Source organism: Nocardioides sp. cx-173 (assembly GCF_021117365.1).
GTDB lineage: Bacteria > Actinomycetota > Actinomycetes > Propionibacteriales > Nocardioidaceae > Nocardioides.
In genome coordinates this window covers 2,330,229-2,345,376 of record NZ_CP088262.1, presented here as the reverse complement: position 1 = coordinate 2,345,376, position 15,148 = coordinate 2,330,229, and the positions used below count along the sequence as shown (strand labels likewise).

Sequence of the window (15,148 nt, the reverse complement as noted above, 5' to 3'; positions counted from 1 at the left end):
TTTCCGCTAGCGTCCGGGGCATGTGGCAGCCCGAGCCAGGGTGGCACCCGCTCCCGGGCGGCACCGGCACGTCGACGGTCGGCCTCTGGCGCACGTCCCTCGGCGGTCGCCCGATGGTGGTCAAGCGCCTCGCACGACCGGTCGACGGCGACCCCCCGGAGCTCTCCGACCCCCGCCACTTCGCCTTCTGGCGGCGCGAGGCCGACGTGCTCGACTGCAGCCTCACCGCGGCCACCCCGGGTCTGCGCGCCACCCCGGCCGCGGTCGAGGAGGACGGGGAGGGCATCACGATCACCCGGGAGTGGGTCGAGGACGCGGCCGTCAGCGGGCTCTTCGTGGCGGTGGCCCTGGGGCGCTTCGCCGGCTCGGGGCTGCCCGCCCTGGCCTGGTTGGCCCGCGACCAGCTGCGCACCCGGCTGCGCCGGGTCGAGGCTCGCGGCGGCTGGCCGACCCTGGCGCGTACGACGGTCGCCGACATCGCCGACCACCTGTGGACCCGCCGCTCCACCCTGCTCGACCTGAGCGAGTCGCTGCCCGCCGTCGCGCAGCACGGCGACCCGACGCTGGCGAACCTCCCCGGGCGAGCGGGGGACGATGTGGTCGCGATCGACTGGGCCACCCTCGGCACCGGGCCCGTCGGGGCGGACCTCGGCCTCCTGTCGCTGGCCACGCGTGAGGAGTTCGAGCCGCTGCTGGACGCCTACCTGCTCGGCCTGCCACCCGGGCTGGCCACGCGCGAGGAGGTCCTCGCCGGGGCCCGCGTCACGGGGGTCTTCACCGCCCTCACCCGCGCGGAGTGGGCGCTGTCGCGCGTCGCCGGCGGCGAGGGCGCCCTGGCCGGCAAGTACCGCCACCCCGCCGTCGCGCCCCACCTGCGGGCCCTGCAGCGCCAGTTCCCCGCCATCGAGGCGCTGCTCGGCTGGTGAGGCGTCCGGTCAGTGGACCGGCGAGACCGTCGCGGGGGCGACGTGGTGACGCCCGATGGGCAGCATCAGCGGCCGCCCGGACACCGGGTCGTCGATGACGGTGCAGTCCATGCCGAACACCGTCCGGACGGTGTCCTCGGTCAGGACGGCGTGGGGCTCGCCGGCGGAGTGGAGGCGCCCCTCGGCGAGCGCGACCAGGTGGTCGGCATACCGCGCCGCGAGGTTGAGGTCGTGCAGCACCATCACGATCGTGGTGCCACGCGCCCGATTGAGGTCCGTGAGCAGGTCGAGCACCTCGATCTGGTGGCTCACGTCGAGATAGGTGGTCGGCTCGTCCAGGAGCAGCAGGTCGGTCTGCTGCGCGAGCGCCATGGCGATCCAGACGCGCTGGCGCTGACCGCCCGAGAGCTCGTCGACGGCGCGGTCGGCGAGGTCGACGGTGTCGGTGGCCTCCAGCGCGGCGGCGACGGCCTTGTCGTCGTCAGCGTTCCAGCGTGAGAGCACGCGCTGGTGGGGGTTGCGCCCGCGGCCGACCAGGTCGCTCACGGTGATGCCCTCCGGGGCGATGGGCGCCTGGGGGAGCAGGCCCAGCGTCCGGGCGAGCGTCTTGGCGGGCAGCTTGTGGACCTGCTCGCCGTCGAGCAGGACCTGGCCCTGCCGTGGCCGCAGCAGGCGTGTCATCGAGCGCAGCAGAGTGGACTTGCCGCACGCGTTGGCACCGACGATGGCGGTGATCCGGCCTGCCGGGATGACCAGGTCGAGCGCTTCGACGACGGTGCGGTCGCCGTAGCCCAGGGTGAGCTCGGCGACGGTGAGTGTGTGGCGGCTGGTCACAGGGTTCCTCCGGCGCGGTTGCTGCGGATGATGAGGTAGATGAGGTACGGCGCGCCGAGCACGCCGGTGATCACGCCGACCGGGTAGCGGTGGTCGAACGCGTACTGGCCCACGAGGTCGGCGACCAGCACGAGCAGCGCCCCCACCAGCGCCGATGGCACCAGCAGCGAGATGCCCGGCCCGATGATCCGGGCCGCGATGGGCCCGGACAGGAAGGCGACGAAGGCCACCGGGCCGGCGGCCGCGGTGGCGAACGCGACCAGCCCGACGGCGGCCACGATGACCACGAGCCGGGTGCGCTCGACCCGGACCCCGAGCGCCGAGGCCGCGTCGTCGCCGAGCTGCAGGGTCTCGAGGTCCCGCGCGCGCTGCAGCAGAAGCGGGCCCAGGACCGCGAGGGCCACCAGGGTGGGTACGACGCTCGGCCACCCGGCGTTGTTGAGGCTGCCGGTCAGCCACCGGGTGGCCTCCTGGAGGTCCCACTGCGCCGCGCGGCTGAGCACGTAGGCCGTGACGCTCTCCAGCATCGCGGCGATCCCGATCCCGATGAGGATCAGCCGCGTGCCGGCCACGCCGTCGCGGAAGCTGAGCACGTAGATCAGCAGGGCGACTCCCAGCCCGACCGCGATGGCGAAGACCGACACGGCCGTGCCGGAGAGCCCGAGGGTCACGATCGCGAACGCCGCCGCGGCGCTGGAGCCGGCACTGATGCCGATGACGTCGGGGCTGGCGAGCGGGTTGCGCAGCATGGTCTGGAACGTCACGCCCGCGAGCCCGAAGCAGGCTCCGACGAGCAGGGCCAGCACGGCGCGGGGGAGGCGGAGGCGGCCGACCGTGAAGGACGCGCCGGAGACCTCTTCGCCGAGGACGACCCGGATGACGTCGGCGGGCGGGTAGAAGGTCCGCCCCACCATGAGGCTGGTCGCGAACGTGGCGATCACGAGCACGCCGAGCACGACGATGACGTGACGACGCCGCGCGACGCGCCGCGCCCGCCCGCGCGCGACCCGCTCGACCGTCGACGCGGTCACAGAGCACGCACCTTCTGGCGGCGCACCACGTGGATGAAGAACGGCGCGCCGACCAGGGCGGTGATGATGCCGACGTCGATCTCGCTGGGACGCGCGACGACCCGACCCAGCACGTCGGCTGCGGTCAGCAGCGCAGCGCCCCCGACCGCCGAGAAGGGCAGCAGCCACCGGTGGTCGACGCCGACGAGCAGCCGGCACAGGTGCGGCACGACGAGGCCGACGAAGCCGATGGGGCCGGCCACTGCCGTCGCGGCCCCACAGAGCAGCACGGCGCCGAGGGCGGCGGCCACGCGGGTGAGCGCCACGCGCTGCCCGAGCCCCGCCGCCACGTCGTCCCCGAGCGCCAGGGAGTTCAGTCCGCGTGCCGACGCCAGGCTCACGACGAGGCCGACGAGCAGGAACGGCAGGACCAGGCGGATGGTCTCGAATGATGCGCCTCCCACCCCGCCGATCTGCCAGGAGCGGACGCCGCCGGCGATGTCGCCGCGCGGGAGGACGACCGCGGTGATGAAGGAGGCGAACGCCGCCGACGTCGCGGTGCCGGCCAGCGCCAGCTTGAGCGGCGTGGCCCCGCCGCGGCCGAGCGACCCCACGACGTACACGAAGACCGCCGTGGCGGACGCCCCGAGCAGCGCCAGCCAGATGTAGCTCGACGCCGCGGTCAGGTTGAACCACGCGATCGCGCAGATCACCGCGAGGGAGGCGCCCATGTTGACGCCGAGGATGCCGGGGTCCGCCAGCGGATTGCGCGTCACGCCCTGCATCACGGCTCCGGACAGGCCCAGCGCGCCACCGACCGCCACGGCCAGCAGCGTGCGAGGGATGCGCTTGTAGACCGCGGCCTCCTCCAGGGAGACGCTGGACCCGCTCAGGGCCGCGACGATGTCGGCCCAGGCGACCTCGCGCGAGCCGAGCGCGAGCGAGACCAGCGCCAGCGCCGCCAGGACGGCGAGACTGACCAGGAACCAGACAGCGCGCAGCCGCCGGGAACGCCGCACGGGTGCGGTGTCCCCGGCAGCCGGGCCGGACGGGGCGTACGCGACGCCGGGGGGCGCCGAGGGGCTCGCGGTCACTGGAGTAGCTAGACGCCGGCGGCTTCGGCCAGCATGGCGACGTAGTCCTCGAGGACGTAGGAGATCGAGAGCGGCGTCGGGTTGGCGGCGGTGCCCAGCGGGGAGTCGGGCAGCAGCACGATGGCGTCGTTCTGGACCGCCGGCATCTTCGACAGCAGCGGGTCGCTCTTCAGCGTGTCCACCAGCTCCTGGTCGCCGTAGGTCACGATGACCTCGACGTCGTCGAGCCGGTCGATCTGCTCGGCGCTCAGCGTGCCGGAGAACTCCTCGGTCTCCGCCGAGGCGGTCGCGATGCTCTGGGGCGTCCCGAGACCGAGGTCCTCGAAGAACTTCGCGCGGGTGTCGTGAGTCGTGTAGTAGCTCACCTCGCTCAGATCGGTCGTGTCGACGTGCGTCAGGAACATCGCCGACGTGCCCTCCAGGGCAGGCTGCTCTGCCACGGTCGTGGCGATCTCGTCCTCGAGGTCGGCGACGAGCTCCTCACCCTCGGTGGCCATGCCCATGGCCTCACTCGCGAGCAGGATCATGTCGCGCCACTCCGTCGACCACGGCGCCTCCGGGTAGGCCACCACGGGGGCGATCTCGGTCAGGGTGTCGTAGTCGGACTGGGTGAGACCCGAGTACGGCGCCAGGATCAGGTCCGGCTGGGTGTCGGCCACGGCCTCGAAGTCGATGCCGTCGGTCTCGTCGAAGAGGACCGGCGTCTCGGCGTCGAGCTCCTCGAGCTTCTCGCTGACCCAGGGCAGCAGACCGTCACCGTCGTCGTCGCCGAAGTTGGCGGCCGCCATGCCGACCGGAACGACGCCGAGGGCAAGCGGCACCTCGTGGTTGGCCCAGTTGACCGTCGCTACCCGCTCCGGCGCCTTCTTGATGGTCGTGGTGCCCAACGCGTGCTCGATGGTGATGGGGAAGTCCCCGGAGGGAGTGGGCGCCTCGTCGTCGGAGGCATCCGAGGTGCCGCCGCAACCGGCGAGGAGGAGGGAGGCGGCGAGGGAGCCGACCAGGAGGCGCAGTGAGCGCACGGCAGAGACCTTTCGACAGGCGGCGGCCGCCAGGCCCGAGTGAGGTGCTGGGCGCGAGTGGCCACCGGAGGAGTGGTTAGCCTAACCTAACTCGCTCTCCTGGCGTGCTGACCGTGGGGTCAATGAGACGCGTCAGACGCGCCGGCCGTCGAAGGTGTCACAGGCCTGGAGTGAGCCCTCGGAGAGACCCACCTCGAACCAGCGCTGCCGCTGCTCGGCGGAGCCATGGGTCCAGGACTCCTCGGTGACCTGCCCCTGGGTCTTGCTCTGGATGCGGTCGTCGCCCACGGCGGCCGCGGCCTCGAGGGCCAGGCGGATGTCCTCGTCGGTGAGCGAGGAGAACAGGACGTTGCCGTCGCGGTCCTCGGTCTGGGTGGCCGCCCTCGTCCACATCCCGGCGTAGCAGTCGGCCTGCAGCTCGAGCTTGACCGCGTCGCTCTGCGGGCCCTGCTGGGTGCGGACCTTGCCCATGGCGCCGAGCAGGTTCTGGATGTGGTGGCCGTACTCGTGGGCGAGGACGTAGGCCTCCACGAAGCCGCCGTCAGGGCCGCCGAGCTGGTCCTCGAGGACCTGGTCGAAGAACGTCGAGTCGAGGTAGATGGTCTGGTCGGGCGGGCAGTAGAACGGACCGACGTCGGACGTGGCGCCGCCACAGCCCGTCTCCACCGAGCCGGAGAAGGTCACCAGCCCCTGTTGCGGCTGGAACTCCTCGCCCAGCTCCTCGCTCCAGAACTGGTAGAGCGAGTTCTCGACGGCGACGCGCTGGCAGTCCTTGTCCTCGTTGGCGTCGTTGCCGTCCTCGCACTTGGCGTAGCGCCCGGTGTCGGCCATGCGGCTGGTGTCGAAGGCGCTGCCGCTACCACCGGTGCCGCCACCGCCGCCGCCGCCGAGGATGTCGACCCCCGAGCACTGCGCCACGACGAACAGCACGACGAGCAGGACCACACCTCCGATGCCGCCTCCGCCGATGCCTCCCGGGATGGGTAGACCCCTGCCCCCGCCCCTGCCGCCACCCCGGGTCCCGCGGCCGGCGTCGCGCATCCTGCTGGTGTCGAGCCTGGCCTTGGGGTTGAAGCGCATCGGCTTCCTCTCGGTCGAAGGGCATGCCGGGACCGAGTACCCGGGACGGCGTACCTACACTAGTGACCCTGATGATCACTGCCCACCAGCTCGAAGTACGAGCCGGCGCGCGGCTCCTCATGGACAACGTCAGCTTCCGCGTCGCCGCCGGCGACAAGGTCGGCCTGGTCGGCCGCAACGGCGCCGGGAAGACCACACTCACCAAGATCCTCGCCGGTGAGGCGCAGCCCGCGTCCGGACAGGTCACCGCCACCGGCGACGTCGGCTACCTCCCGCAGGACCCGCGCACCGGCGACCCCGAGGTCCTGGCGCGCGACCGGATCCTGTCCGCGCGCGGCCTCGACGACGTCGTACGCCGCCTGCGCGAGGCGGAGGCGGAGATGGGCAGCGACGACCCGGCGGTCTCCGAGCGAGCCATGCGGCGCTGGACGAACGCCGACGCGGAGCTGCATGCCGGGGGCGGCTACGCCGCGGAGTCGGAGGCGGCGACGATCGCGGCCAGCCTCGGGATCCAGGAGCGGATCCTGGGCCAGCCCCTGAAGACGCTCTCCGGCGGGCAGCGTCGTCGCGTGGAGCTGGCCCGCATCCTGTTCTCCGGCGCCGAGATCCTGATCCTCGACGAGCCCACCAACCACCTCGACGCCGACTCGATCGTCTGGCTGCGCGACTTCCTCAAGGCCCACAAGGGCGGGTTCATCGTGATCAGCCACGACAACGCGCTGCTGGAGGAGACCGTCAACAAGGTCCTCCACCTCGACGCCAACCGGATGACGATGGACGTCTACAACATGGGGTGGCGCCACTACCTCACCCAGCGTGAGACCGACGAGAAGCGCCGCAAGCGCGAGCGCGCCAACGCCGAGAGCAAGGCGAAGACGCTCACCGACCAGGCCAACAAGATGCGGGCCAAGGCGTCCAAGGCGGTCGCGGCCCAGTCGATGCTCAAGCGCGCCGAGAAGATGATGGCCGGGCTCGAGGGCGAGCGGCAGGCCGACAAGGTCGCGAACATCAAGTTCCCCTCGCCGGCTCCCTGCGGCAAGACGCCGCTCATGGCCGAGGAGCTGTCGAAGACCTACGGGTCGCTGGAGGTGTTCACCGACGTGGACCTGGCGATCGACAAGGGCTCACGGGTGGTCATCCTCGGTCTCAACGGCGCCGGGAAGACCACGATGCTGCGGATCCTCGCGGGCGTCGACAAGCCGGACACGGGCCGGGTCATCCCCGGGCACGGGCTCAAGATCGGCTACTACGCCCAGGAGCACGAGACCCTCGACACCAGCCGCACGGTGCTGGAGAACATGCAGAGCGCAGCGCCGCAGCTGACCGACACCGAGGCCAGGAGCGTGCTCGGCTCGTTCCTGTTCTCCGGCGACGACGCCAACAAGTTGGCGGCGGTGCTGTCGGGCGGCGAGAAGACCCGCCTGGCCCTGGCCAGCCTCGTGGTCTCCAGCGCCAACGTGCTGCTGCTCGACGAGCCCACCAACAACCTCGACCCCGCGTCCCGCGAGGAGGTCCTGGCGGCGATCCGCACCTATGAGGGCGCCATCGTGCTGGTGACCCACGACGAGGGAGCCGTGCTCGCGCTCGAGCCGGACCGGGTGCTGCTGCTGCCCGACGGCGACGAGGACCTCTGGAACGACGAGTACGCCGACCTGGTGTCGCTGGCCTGAGCCGGCGGTGGCGGCGTGCTCAGGCGCCGCGCACGAGCAGGCTGCTGAGGAACCAGCCGCTCACGATCACGAAACCGCCCACCAGCAGCGCCCAGCGCGTGGCAATCTCTAGTGACTTCATGTAGTTACAGTACCTGGCGTGCGGGCTCGGCACCAGTGCCCCTCCTGGGACCGTCGGTGGGGCTTCCTAGACTCCGGACATGTCCCCTGACGAGCTGGCCGCTGCCGGCCTGCGCCTCGACCTGGACCACGTCGTCGCGACGATCACGCTCGATCGCCCCGCCGTCCGCAACGCCCAGACCCCCGCCATGTGGCGTGCCCTGGGCCGGATCGGGGAGGAGCTGCCGGACTCGGTGCGGGTGGTGGTCGTCCAGGGCGCCGGCGCCAGCTTCTCCGCGGGTCTCGACCGCACCCTGATGGACCCCGCGAGCGCGCCCGAGGGCGTGGAGTCGGTCGGCGACCTGTTCGCGATGAGCGACGAGGACATGGCCGCGACGATCGAGGTCTACCAGCGGGGCTTCACCTTTCTGCGCGACCCCCGCTTCGTCTCCGTCGCGGCCGTGCGCGGCCACGCCGTGGGAGCCGGCTTCCAGCTGGCCCTCTCCTGCGACCTGCGGGTCCTGGCCGACGACGCGCAGCTGTGCATGAAGGAGGCCGCGCTGGGGCTGGTGCCCGACCTCACGGGAACAAAACCGCTCGTCGAGTGCGTTGGCTACGCACGGGCACTCGAGATCTGCGCCACCGCTCGCACCGTCGGTGCGGCCGAGGCCGTCGACCTCGGCCTCGCGCTGACCGCCGTACCGGCGGACGAGCTGGATGCGACGGTCGCAGACCTCGTGGTCGCCCTGACCGCCCCCCTCCCGGGTGCGGTGTCCGAGATCAAGGGTCTTCTCCTCGGAGCAGCCCAGCGCCCTCTCGAGGAGCAGCGCCGCCTGGAGCGTGAGGCCCAGGTGCGCAGGTTCCGCGAGGTGGCCCAGTTCCTGGCCGGCTGACATGACGTCAGCGCCGGGGGAGTAGGAGGGCCCGGATGTCCGGCATGTCCCCCAACGGCGCCGTCTGGCGCAACCTGCGCACCGACCGGAGCGTCGTCAACAACCGCCTCGAGGGCAAGACGGTGCGGCGGGTGCTCGGGTTCGCCCGGCCGCACCGCCGCCTGATCTCGGTGTTCCTCGCGCTCACCGTGGTGGACGCCGCGATGGTCGTGGTCATGCCGCTGCTCGTGCAGCGGATCGTCGACGACGGCATCCTCGCCGGCGACCGCGGTGTGGTGACCGTGATCGCCCTCGCGATGGCCGGCGTGGCGGTGCTCACGGCCGTGCTCGCCGTGCTGGGGGGCTGGCTCTCCTCGCGCATCGGCGAGGGCCTCATCTACGACCTTCGCACCCAGGTCTTCGCCCACGTCCAGCGCCAGTCGCTCGCGTTCTTCACGCGCACCCAGACCGGTGCCCTGGTCAGCCGGCTCAACAACGACGTGATCGGTGCGCAGCGCGCCTTCACCTCGACGCTGTCGAGCACGGTCTCCAACAGCATCTCGGTGCTCGTCGTCGGCATCGCCATGGTCGCCCTGAGCTGGCAGGTGACCCTGCTGTGCCTCGCGCTCTTCCCCATCCTGTTCTTCGTCTCGCGCTGGGTCGGAGGTCGCCTGGCCGGACTGACGCGACGCCAGATGGACGGCAACGCCGACCTCGGCAACGTGATGACCGAGCGGTTCAACGTCGGCGGCGCGATGCTGCTCAAGCTGTTCGGCCGCCGCGACGACGAGGACGCGCTGTTCCAGACCAAGGCCGCCAACGTCCGTGACCTCGGGATCCGGATCTCCCTGATCACCCGGATCTTCGGGGCGTCGATGATGCTGGTCCCGGCGCTCGCCACGGCGCTGGTCTACGGCGTCGGCGGCAGCCTGGTGATCGACAAGACGCTCACGATCGGCACGCTGCTGGCTCTGGCCACGCTGCTCCTGCGGCTGCTGGGCCCGTTGCAGGGCCTCTCCAACGTGCGCATCGACATCATGACCGCCTTCGTCAGCTTCGAGCGGGTCTTCGAGGTTCTCGACCTGCCGTCCTCGGTCCGCGAGAAGGACGGCGCCATCGCCCTGCCCCGTGACGCCGGGCGCCTGGAGTTCGAGCACGTCTCCTTCACCTACCCCAAGGCCGAGGACATCTCGCTTGGCTCGCTGGAGTCCGTGGCCCGCGTCGAGTCGCGCGACAACGAGCAGGTGCTCACCGACGTCGGCTTCGTCGCCGAGCCCGGCCAGATGATCGCGCTGGTCGGCCCCTCCGGCGCCGGCAAGACGACCATGACCCACCTGGTCGCCCGGCTCTACGACGTGGAGTCCGGTGCGGTGCGCGTCGGCGGCCACGACGTGCGCGACGTCACGCTGGACTCCCTGGAGGACGTGGTCGGCTACGTGACCCAGGACGCCCACATGTTCCACGACACGATCCGCGCCAACCTGATCTACGCCCGCCCGGACGCCACCGACGAGCAGATCTGGTCGGCGCTGGAGGCGGCTCAGGTCGCCCAGCTGGTCGGCAGCCTGCCCGACGGCCTCGACACCGTCGTCGGCGACCGCGGCTACCGCCTCTCCGGTGGGGAGCGTCAGCGGCTGGCCATCGGCCGACTGCTGCTGAAGTCGCCCTCGATCGTCGTGCTCGACGAGGCCACGGCCCACCTCGACAGCGAGTCGGAGGCCGCCGTCCAGCGGGCCCTCGACGCGGCCCTGGATGGCCGCACCTCCCTCGTCATCGCCCACCGGCTCTCGACCGTGCGCAACGCCGACCAGATCCTGGTGCTCGACGGCGGCCGGATCGTGGAGTTCGGCACCCACGAGGAGCTCCTGGCGCGCGGCGGGCTGTACTCCGACCTGTACCGCACCCAGTTCGACCACAGGCCGGCGCCGGTCGAGGCCTAGCGACCAACGCGGCCGCCCGGTCCACCGGGGTCGTCGTGCGGGCCGCGACCGCCGGCCTCTACGCGGCTACGTGTCGGTCTGGTGGCTGTCGTCCTGCTCGGCGTCGCGGGCCCGCTGGGCGAGCACATAGGGGTGGTTGCTCTGGCGTACGCGTGCCTGCTTGACCGGCTTGGGCTCGCGGCTCGGGACCGCCCCCGAGCCGCGGCCACGGCGGCTGCCCCGCCACTCGTCATACATCAGGTAGAAGAAGCCGAAGATCGCCAGCACGCCGAAGAACCACCACTGCAGGCCGTAGAAGAAGTGCGGGCCGTTGTCGAGCTCGGGCAGCTCCACCTGCTCCAGGCTGGTCGCCGGCGCCGGGTCCTCGGACTGGAGCTCGATGAAGCCGCCATAGACGTCGCGTCCGAGGGCCTCGCCGATCGCCTCGCTGTTGATGGCCCGGGTGGACCGGTCGGTGACCGCCGTGGACGAGCCGGTGCCGTCGGCGCGGACCCAGCCCGTGACGGTGACCTCGCCGCTCGGGGGAGCGGGTACGTCGTCGAGGGCGGCGTCGCCCTGGTTGGCGGTGGGCATCCAGCCGCGGTCGACGAGCAGGGCCGTGCCGGAGGATGTGACGAGCGGAACCACCACGTCGATCCCCGACCTGCCGTCCCGGGTGCGGTAGCGCACGATCACCGTGTCGTCGGTGTCGTAGGTGCCGGTGGCCGTCACGATCAGCCATTCATGGTCCTCGGCGACGTCCCCGCCGGGCTCGAGCACCTCGCCGACCGGCGTCGGGGCGCCACCCTCGTTGGCGCGGACGACCTCGTTGCGCTCCTTGCGGTCGGCCAGCCGGTCGAACTGCCACTGACCCAGCCACCAGGTGGCGAAGGCCACCACCACGATGGCCGCCGCGAAGAGCGCCCACCGTCTGCTCTTGAGAAACCGGAACGCGCGCACCCCTCGAGATTATCTGCGCCCCCTAGACTGCGTTCATGGAGGTCTTGCAGCTCGGGGACAGGTTCGGCCGCGTGGCGACCGACCTGCGCGTCTCGCTGACCGACAAGTGCAACCTGAGGTGCACCTACTGCATGCCGGCGGAGGGCCTGGACTGGCTCCCGGACGAGAAGATGCTGACCGACGACGAGCTCGTGCGGCTGATCGGCGTGGGCGTCGAGCGGCTGGGGATCCAGGAGATCCGGTTCACCGGCGGTGAGCCACTGGTGCGCCGCGGCATCGTCGACATCGTCGGCCGGGTACGCGAGATCGGCCCCGGCGTCGACCTGTCGATGACCACCAACGCGCTCGGGCTGGCGCGCTCGGCGCAGGCGCTTGCCGACGCGGGGCTGGACCGGGTCAACGTCAGCCTCGACACCGTGCGGGCCGACACCTTCAAGACCATCACCCGCCGCGACCGGGTCGACGACGTCATCGCCGGGCTCGCCGCCGCGGAGGCCGCGGGGCTGGGACCCGTGAAGGTCAACGCCGTGCTGATGCGGGGCGTCAACGACGACCAGGCGCCCGAGCTGCTGCGCTGGTGCCTGGACCGCGGCTACGAGCTGCGCTTCATCGAGCAGATGCCCCTGGACGCGCAGCACGGCTGGCAGCGCGACGGCATGGTGACCGCCGACGAGATCTTCGCCCGGCTCGCCACCGGCTTCGCCCTCACGCCCGCGCAGGAGCCGCGCGGCAGTGCCCCCGCCGAGCTGTTCCTGGTCGACGGCGGGCCGGGGACCGTGGGCGTCATCGCCTCGGTCTCGCGCCCCTTCTGCGGCGACTGCGACCGGGTCCGGCTCACGGCCGACGGCCAGGTCCGCAACTGCCTGTTCGCGCGCGAGGAGTCCGACCTCCGCCTGGCGCTGCGCAGCGGCGCCGGGGACGACGAGATCGCCCGTCGCTGGGTCGCCGCGGTCGCCGGCAAGCTGCCCGGCCACGGCATCGACGACCCCGGCTTCCTCCAGCCCGACCGCCCCATGTCCGCCATCGGGGGTTGACCACCGCGTCAGCGGGGGTCAACGTCGGTGGTCGAGCAGCGACCGCGGCTGAGCTCGCGAAGCCGCGACGGAGCGTGTCGAGACCCGGTGACCCGACCGCTGGCGGCAGGGACTACGCAGCCGACGGAGCCTGTCGAAACCCGGTGAGCCGAAAGCGGACCGCGCGTAGGGGCCGCCGACGAAGCCTGTCCAGACCCGGTGACCCGGCCGCCGACGCCAGGGACTACGCAGCCGGGTGCGGCTGCACGTCCTTCAAGAACCGACGCGCCGTCAGGAAGTCCGACAGCGACCCCTGGTGCTCGTCGCAGGCGAGCCAGATCTTGCGCCGGTCGGGGGTGTGCAGCTTGGGGTTGTTCCACAGCAGCTGCCAGGTGGCAGGCGCCTGGCAGCCCTTGGCCGAGCACAGGTCGGGGTCCATGGGACCAGTCTGTCCCACGAGCTCCCGGCGGCTCAGTCCCGGTGGCCGGCGCCGGAGGGCAGCTCCGGGTGGGATCCCGGCGTCCCGCGGAGCTCGAAGCCCTCCTTGCGGGTGGTGGCGACGTTGGCCAGCACGACCGCGATGTAGGGCAGCACGATCGCGCAGGCGATCAGGAACGGCCACAGCCAGGTGAGGCCGGCCATCGCGGCGACGACCGCGCCCACGAAGCAGGCGGACCGCAGGCTCATGGAGAGTAGGTAGCGCCGCTGGCGGGCCGCGATGTCCTCCTCGCGGCTCGCCGCCGCGGTGGTGATGCGGACGGCCTCGTCGTCCGTCTTGCGTTGCCGCGCCATGTCTCGATCCTACGCCGGTGGCGGTAGCCTCCAGGCACCCGAACTCGTGCAACGAAAGGCACCCCATGAGCGACCGCACCTACCGCGTCACCGAGATCGTCGGCACCTCTCCCGAGGGCATCGACGCCGCGATCCGCAACGGGGTCGAGCGTGCCGCTCGTACCCTGCGCCACCTCGACTGGTTCGAGGTGACCCAGGTGCGCGGCCAGGTCAAGGACGGGGCGGTCGAGCACTTCCAGGTCGGCATCAAGGTCGGCTTCCGGCTCGAGGACGACTGACGCATCCGTTTTAGGCCTACCTCCCGGTAATCGCTAGCGTCGGTGAGCGTGAGCGACGACACGCAGCACGAGCCCCGATCGGTCCTGGTCACCGGCGGCAACCGCGGCATCGGCCGCGCCATCGCCGAGGCCTTCCTCGCGCAGGGCGACCGGGTCGCGGTGACGACGCGCAGCGGCGGGGCGCCCATGGGCGCCCTCGACGTCCGCTGCGACGTGACGGACCCGCAGGCGGTCGAGGCGGCGTTCCTCGCCGTCGAGGCCGAGCACGGCCCGGTGGAGGTGCTGGTCGCCAACGCCGGCATCACCGACGACACGCTCCTGCTGCGGATGTCGGAGGAGCAATGGTCGTCGGTGATCGACACCAACCTGACCGGCTCGTTCCGGCTGGCCAAGCGCGCCGCCAAGGGCATGCTGCGCCTGCGCCGCGGCCGGATCATCTTCATCTCCTCGGTCGTGGGCCTGCTGGGCTCCCCGGGGCAGGTCAACTACGCCGCCTCGAAGGCGGGCCTGATCGGCATGGCGCGCTCGCTGGCCCGGGAGCTCGGCTCGCGCTCGATCACGGCGAACGTCGTCGCGCCCGGGTTCGTCGAGACCGACATGACCGGCGTGCTCACCGACGAGCAGCGCGCGGCGATCAAGACCCAGGTGCCGCTGGGGCGCTACGCCGCCCCCGAGGAGGTCGCCGCCGCGGTGACCTGGCTGGCCGGCGACGGCGGCGCCTACGTGACCGGGGCGGTCATCCCGGTGGACGGCGGACTAGGGATGGGACACTGAGATGAGCGAGATCAACCCGAACGGCATCCTGGCCGGCAAGCGGATCCTGGTCGCCGGCGTGACGATGGACAGCTCCATCGGCTTCGCCACGGCCAAGGTGGCCCAGGAGCAGGGCGCGACCGTCCTGATCTCCAACTTCGGCCGGGCGCTCGGCATCACCCGCCGCATCGCCAAGCGCCTGCCCGAGACCCCTCCGGTCATCGAGCTGGACGTGACCGACGAGGGCCATCTGGCGGCCCTCCCGGACGCCGTGCGCGAGCACGTCGACGGTCTCGACGGGGTGGTCCACTCGATCGCCTACGGCAACCCCGCCACGCTGCTGGGCGGCAACTTCATGGACGGCCCGTGGGACGACGTGGCGCAGGCGCTGCAGGTCTCGGCGTACTCGCTCAAGGCGCTGGCGCAGGCGACCCGGCCGCTCCTGGGCTCCGGTGGCTCGCTCGTGGGGCTGACCTTCGATGCGACCGTCTCCTGGCCGGCCTATGACTGGATGGGCGTGGCGAAGGCCGCGCTCGAGTCGACGTCGCGCTACCTGGCCCGTGACCTGGGCGCCGAGGGGATCCGGGTCAACCTGGTCGCGGCCGGTCCGCTGCGCACGCTGGCGGCCAAGGCCATCCCCGGGTTCAGCGACCTCGAGGACATGTGGGGCACCCGCGCCCCGCTCGGCTGGGACAACACCGACCAGGAGCCGACGGCCAAGGCCGTCTGCGCCCTGCTGTCGGACTTCTTCCCGGCCACGACCGGCGAGATCGTGCACGTCGACGGCGGCTTCCATGCGATGGGTGCCTGACCAGTAGCGTTCGGG

At 71.8% G+C, this 15,148-nt stretch carries 16 protein-coding genes; 8 read left to right on the top strand and 8 right to left on the bottom strand.

What is annotated here, in order from left to right:
- The first annotated feature begins 20 nt into the window (after positions 1–20).
- Positions 21–926, top strand: a complete 906-nt coding sequence (locus tag LQ940_RS11375) for a phosphotransferase (protein WP_231243570.1) — start codon at positions 21–23, stop codon at positions 924–926.
- 9 nt (positions 927–935) lie between these two features.
- Here the strand turns inward: LQ940_RS11375 and LQ940_RS11370 are convergent, their stop codons facing one another.
- From LQ940_RS11370 to ypfJ, 5 genes are all read right to left on the bottom strand, one after another.
- On the bottom strand, positions 936–1,760 hold the full coding sequence (locus LQ940_RS11370) for an ABC transporter ATP-binding protein (RefSeq protein ID WP_231243569.1): 825 nt from the start codon (positions 1,758–1,760) through the stop codon (positions 936–938).
- Complete coding sequence (locus LQ940_RS11365) at positions 1,757–2,791, bottom strand: FecCD family ABC transporter permease (RefSeq protein ID WP_231243568.1); 1,035 nt, start codon at positions 2,789–2,791, stop codon at positions 1,757–1,759. Before LQ940_RS11365 ends, LQ940_RS11370 begins: the two co-directional genes overlap by 4 nt.
- Complete coding sequence (locus LQ940_RS11360) at positions 2,788–3,789, bottom strand: FecCD family ABC transporter permease (RefSeq protein ID WP_231243567.1); 1,002 nt, start codon at positions 3,787–3,789, stop codon at positions 2,788–2,790. The genes LQ940_RS11365 and LQ940_RS11360 overlap by 4 nt, the downstream gene beginning before the upstream one ends.
- An 83-nt stretch (positions 3,790–3,872) precedes the next feature.
- Entirely contained in the window at positions 3,873–4,886 is a 1,014-nt protein-coding gene (locus LQ940_RS11355) for an iron-siderophore ABC transporter substrate-binding protein (protein WP_231243566.1), read from the bottom strand.
- A 132-nt stretch (positions 4,887–5,018) separates the two neighbouring features.
- Entirely contained in the window at positions 5,019–5,966 is a 948-nt protein-coding gene (gene ypfJ / locus LQ940_RS11350; RefSeq protein ID WP_231243565.1) for a KPN_02809 family neutral zinc metallopeptidase, read from the bottom strand.
- A gap of 71 nt (positions 5,967–6,037) precedes the next feature.
- Between ypfJ and LQ940_RS11345 the strand changes: the two genes are divergently transcribed.
- The 3 genes from LQ940_RS11345 (at position 6,038) to LQ940_RS11335 (ending at position 10,547) form a co-directional block, all read left to right on the top strand.
- Positions 6,038–7,636: an ABC-F family ATP-binding cassette domain-containing protein gene (locus tag LQ940_RS11345; RefSeq protein ID WP_231243564.1), complete on the top strand. Its 1,599-nt coding sequence runs from the start codon at positions 6,038–6,040 to the stop codon at positions 7,634–7,636.
- Positions 7,637–7,836: 200 nt separating this feature from the next.
- Positions 7,837–8,628, top strand: a complete 792-nt coding sequence (locus LQ940_RS11340) for an enoyl-CoA hydratase/isomerase family protein (protein WP_231243563.1) — start codon at positions 7,837–7,839, stop codon at positions 8,626–8,628.
- Between the two features lie 35 nt (positions 8,629–8,663).
- A complete protein-coding gene (locus LQ940_RS11335) occupies positions 8,664–10,547 on the top strand; it encodes an ABC transporter ATP-binding protein (protein ID WP_231243562.1) in 1,884 nt (627 codons plus the stop codon).
- Positions 10,548–10,613: 66 nt separating this feature from the next.
- Here LQ940_RS11335 and LQ940_RS11330 read toward each other — a convergent pair whose 3' ends face one another.
- Positions 10,614–11,486 carry an SURF1 family cytochrome oxidase biogenesis protein gene (locus LQ940_RS11330; protein WP_231243561.1) on the bottom strand — a complete coding sequence of 291 codons (873 nt, stop codon included), beginning with the start codon at positions 11,484–11,486 and terminating at the stop codon, positions 10,614–10,616.
- Positions 11,487–11,521: 35 nt separating this feature from the next.
- Between LQ940_RS11330 and moaA the strand changes: the two genes are divergently transcribed.
- Positions 11,522–12,520, top strand: coding sequence for a GTP 3',8-cyclase MoaA (moaA, locus tag LQ940_RS11325; RefSeq protein ID WP_231243560.1), 999 nt, complete (start codon positions 11,522–11,524; stop codon positions 12,518–12,520).
- Between the two features lie 223 nt (positions 12,521–12,743).
- Here the strand turns inward: moaA and LQ940_RS11320 are convergent, their stop codons facing one another.
- Both LQ940_RS11320 and LQ940_RS11315 read right to left on the bottom strand, forming a co-directional pair.
- Positions 12,744–12,938, bottom strand: coding sequence for an acetone carboxylase (locus LQ940_RS11320; RefSeq protein ID WP_231243559.1), 195 nt, complete (start codon positions 12,936–12,938; stop codon positions 12,744–12,746).
- A gap of 32 nt (positions 12,939–12,970) precedes the next feature.
- Positions 12,971–13,291: a DUF3099 domain-containing protein gene (locus LQ940_RS11315; RefSeq protein ID WP_231243558.1), complete on the bottom strand. Its 321-nt coding sequence runs from the start codon at positions 13,289–13,291 to the stop codon at positions 12,971–12,973.
- A 65-nt stretch (positions 13,292–13,356) separates the two neighbouring features.
- Here LQ940_RS11315 and LQ940_RS11310 point away from each other — a divergent pair, with 65 nt between their 5' ends.
- Genes LQ940_RS11310 through fabI form a run of 3 tightly spaced genes read left to right on the top strand, consistent with a single transcriptional unit; the run spans position 13,357 to position 15,133 of the window.
- The gene (locus tag LQ940_RS11310; RefSeq protein WP_231243557.1) at positions 13,357–13,569 is read left to right on the top strand and encodes a dodecin; all 213 of its coding nucleotides are present in this window, start codon (positions 13,357–13,359) and stop codon (positions 13,567–13,569) included.
- A gap of 48 nt (positions 13,570–13,617) precedes the next feature.
- On the top strand, positions 13,618–14,343 hold the full coding sequence (gene fabG / locus LQ940_RS11305) for a 3-oxoacyl-ACP reductase FabG (RefSeq protein WP_231243556.1): 726 nt from the start codon (positions 13,618–13,620) through the stop codon (positions 14,341–14,343).
- Between the two features lies 1 nt (position 14,344).
- Entirely contained in the window at positions 14,345–15,133 is a 789-nt protein-coding gene (gene fabI / locus LQ940_RS11300; RefSeq protein ID WP_231243555.1) for an enoyl-ACP reductase FabI, read from the top strand.
- Positions 15,134–15,148 lie beyond the last annotated feature (15 nt).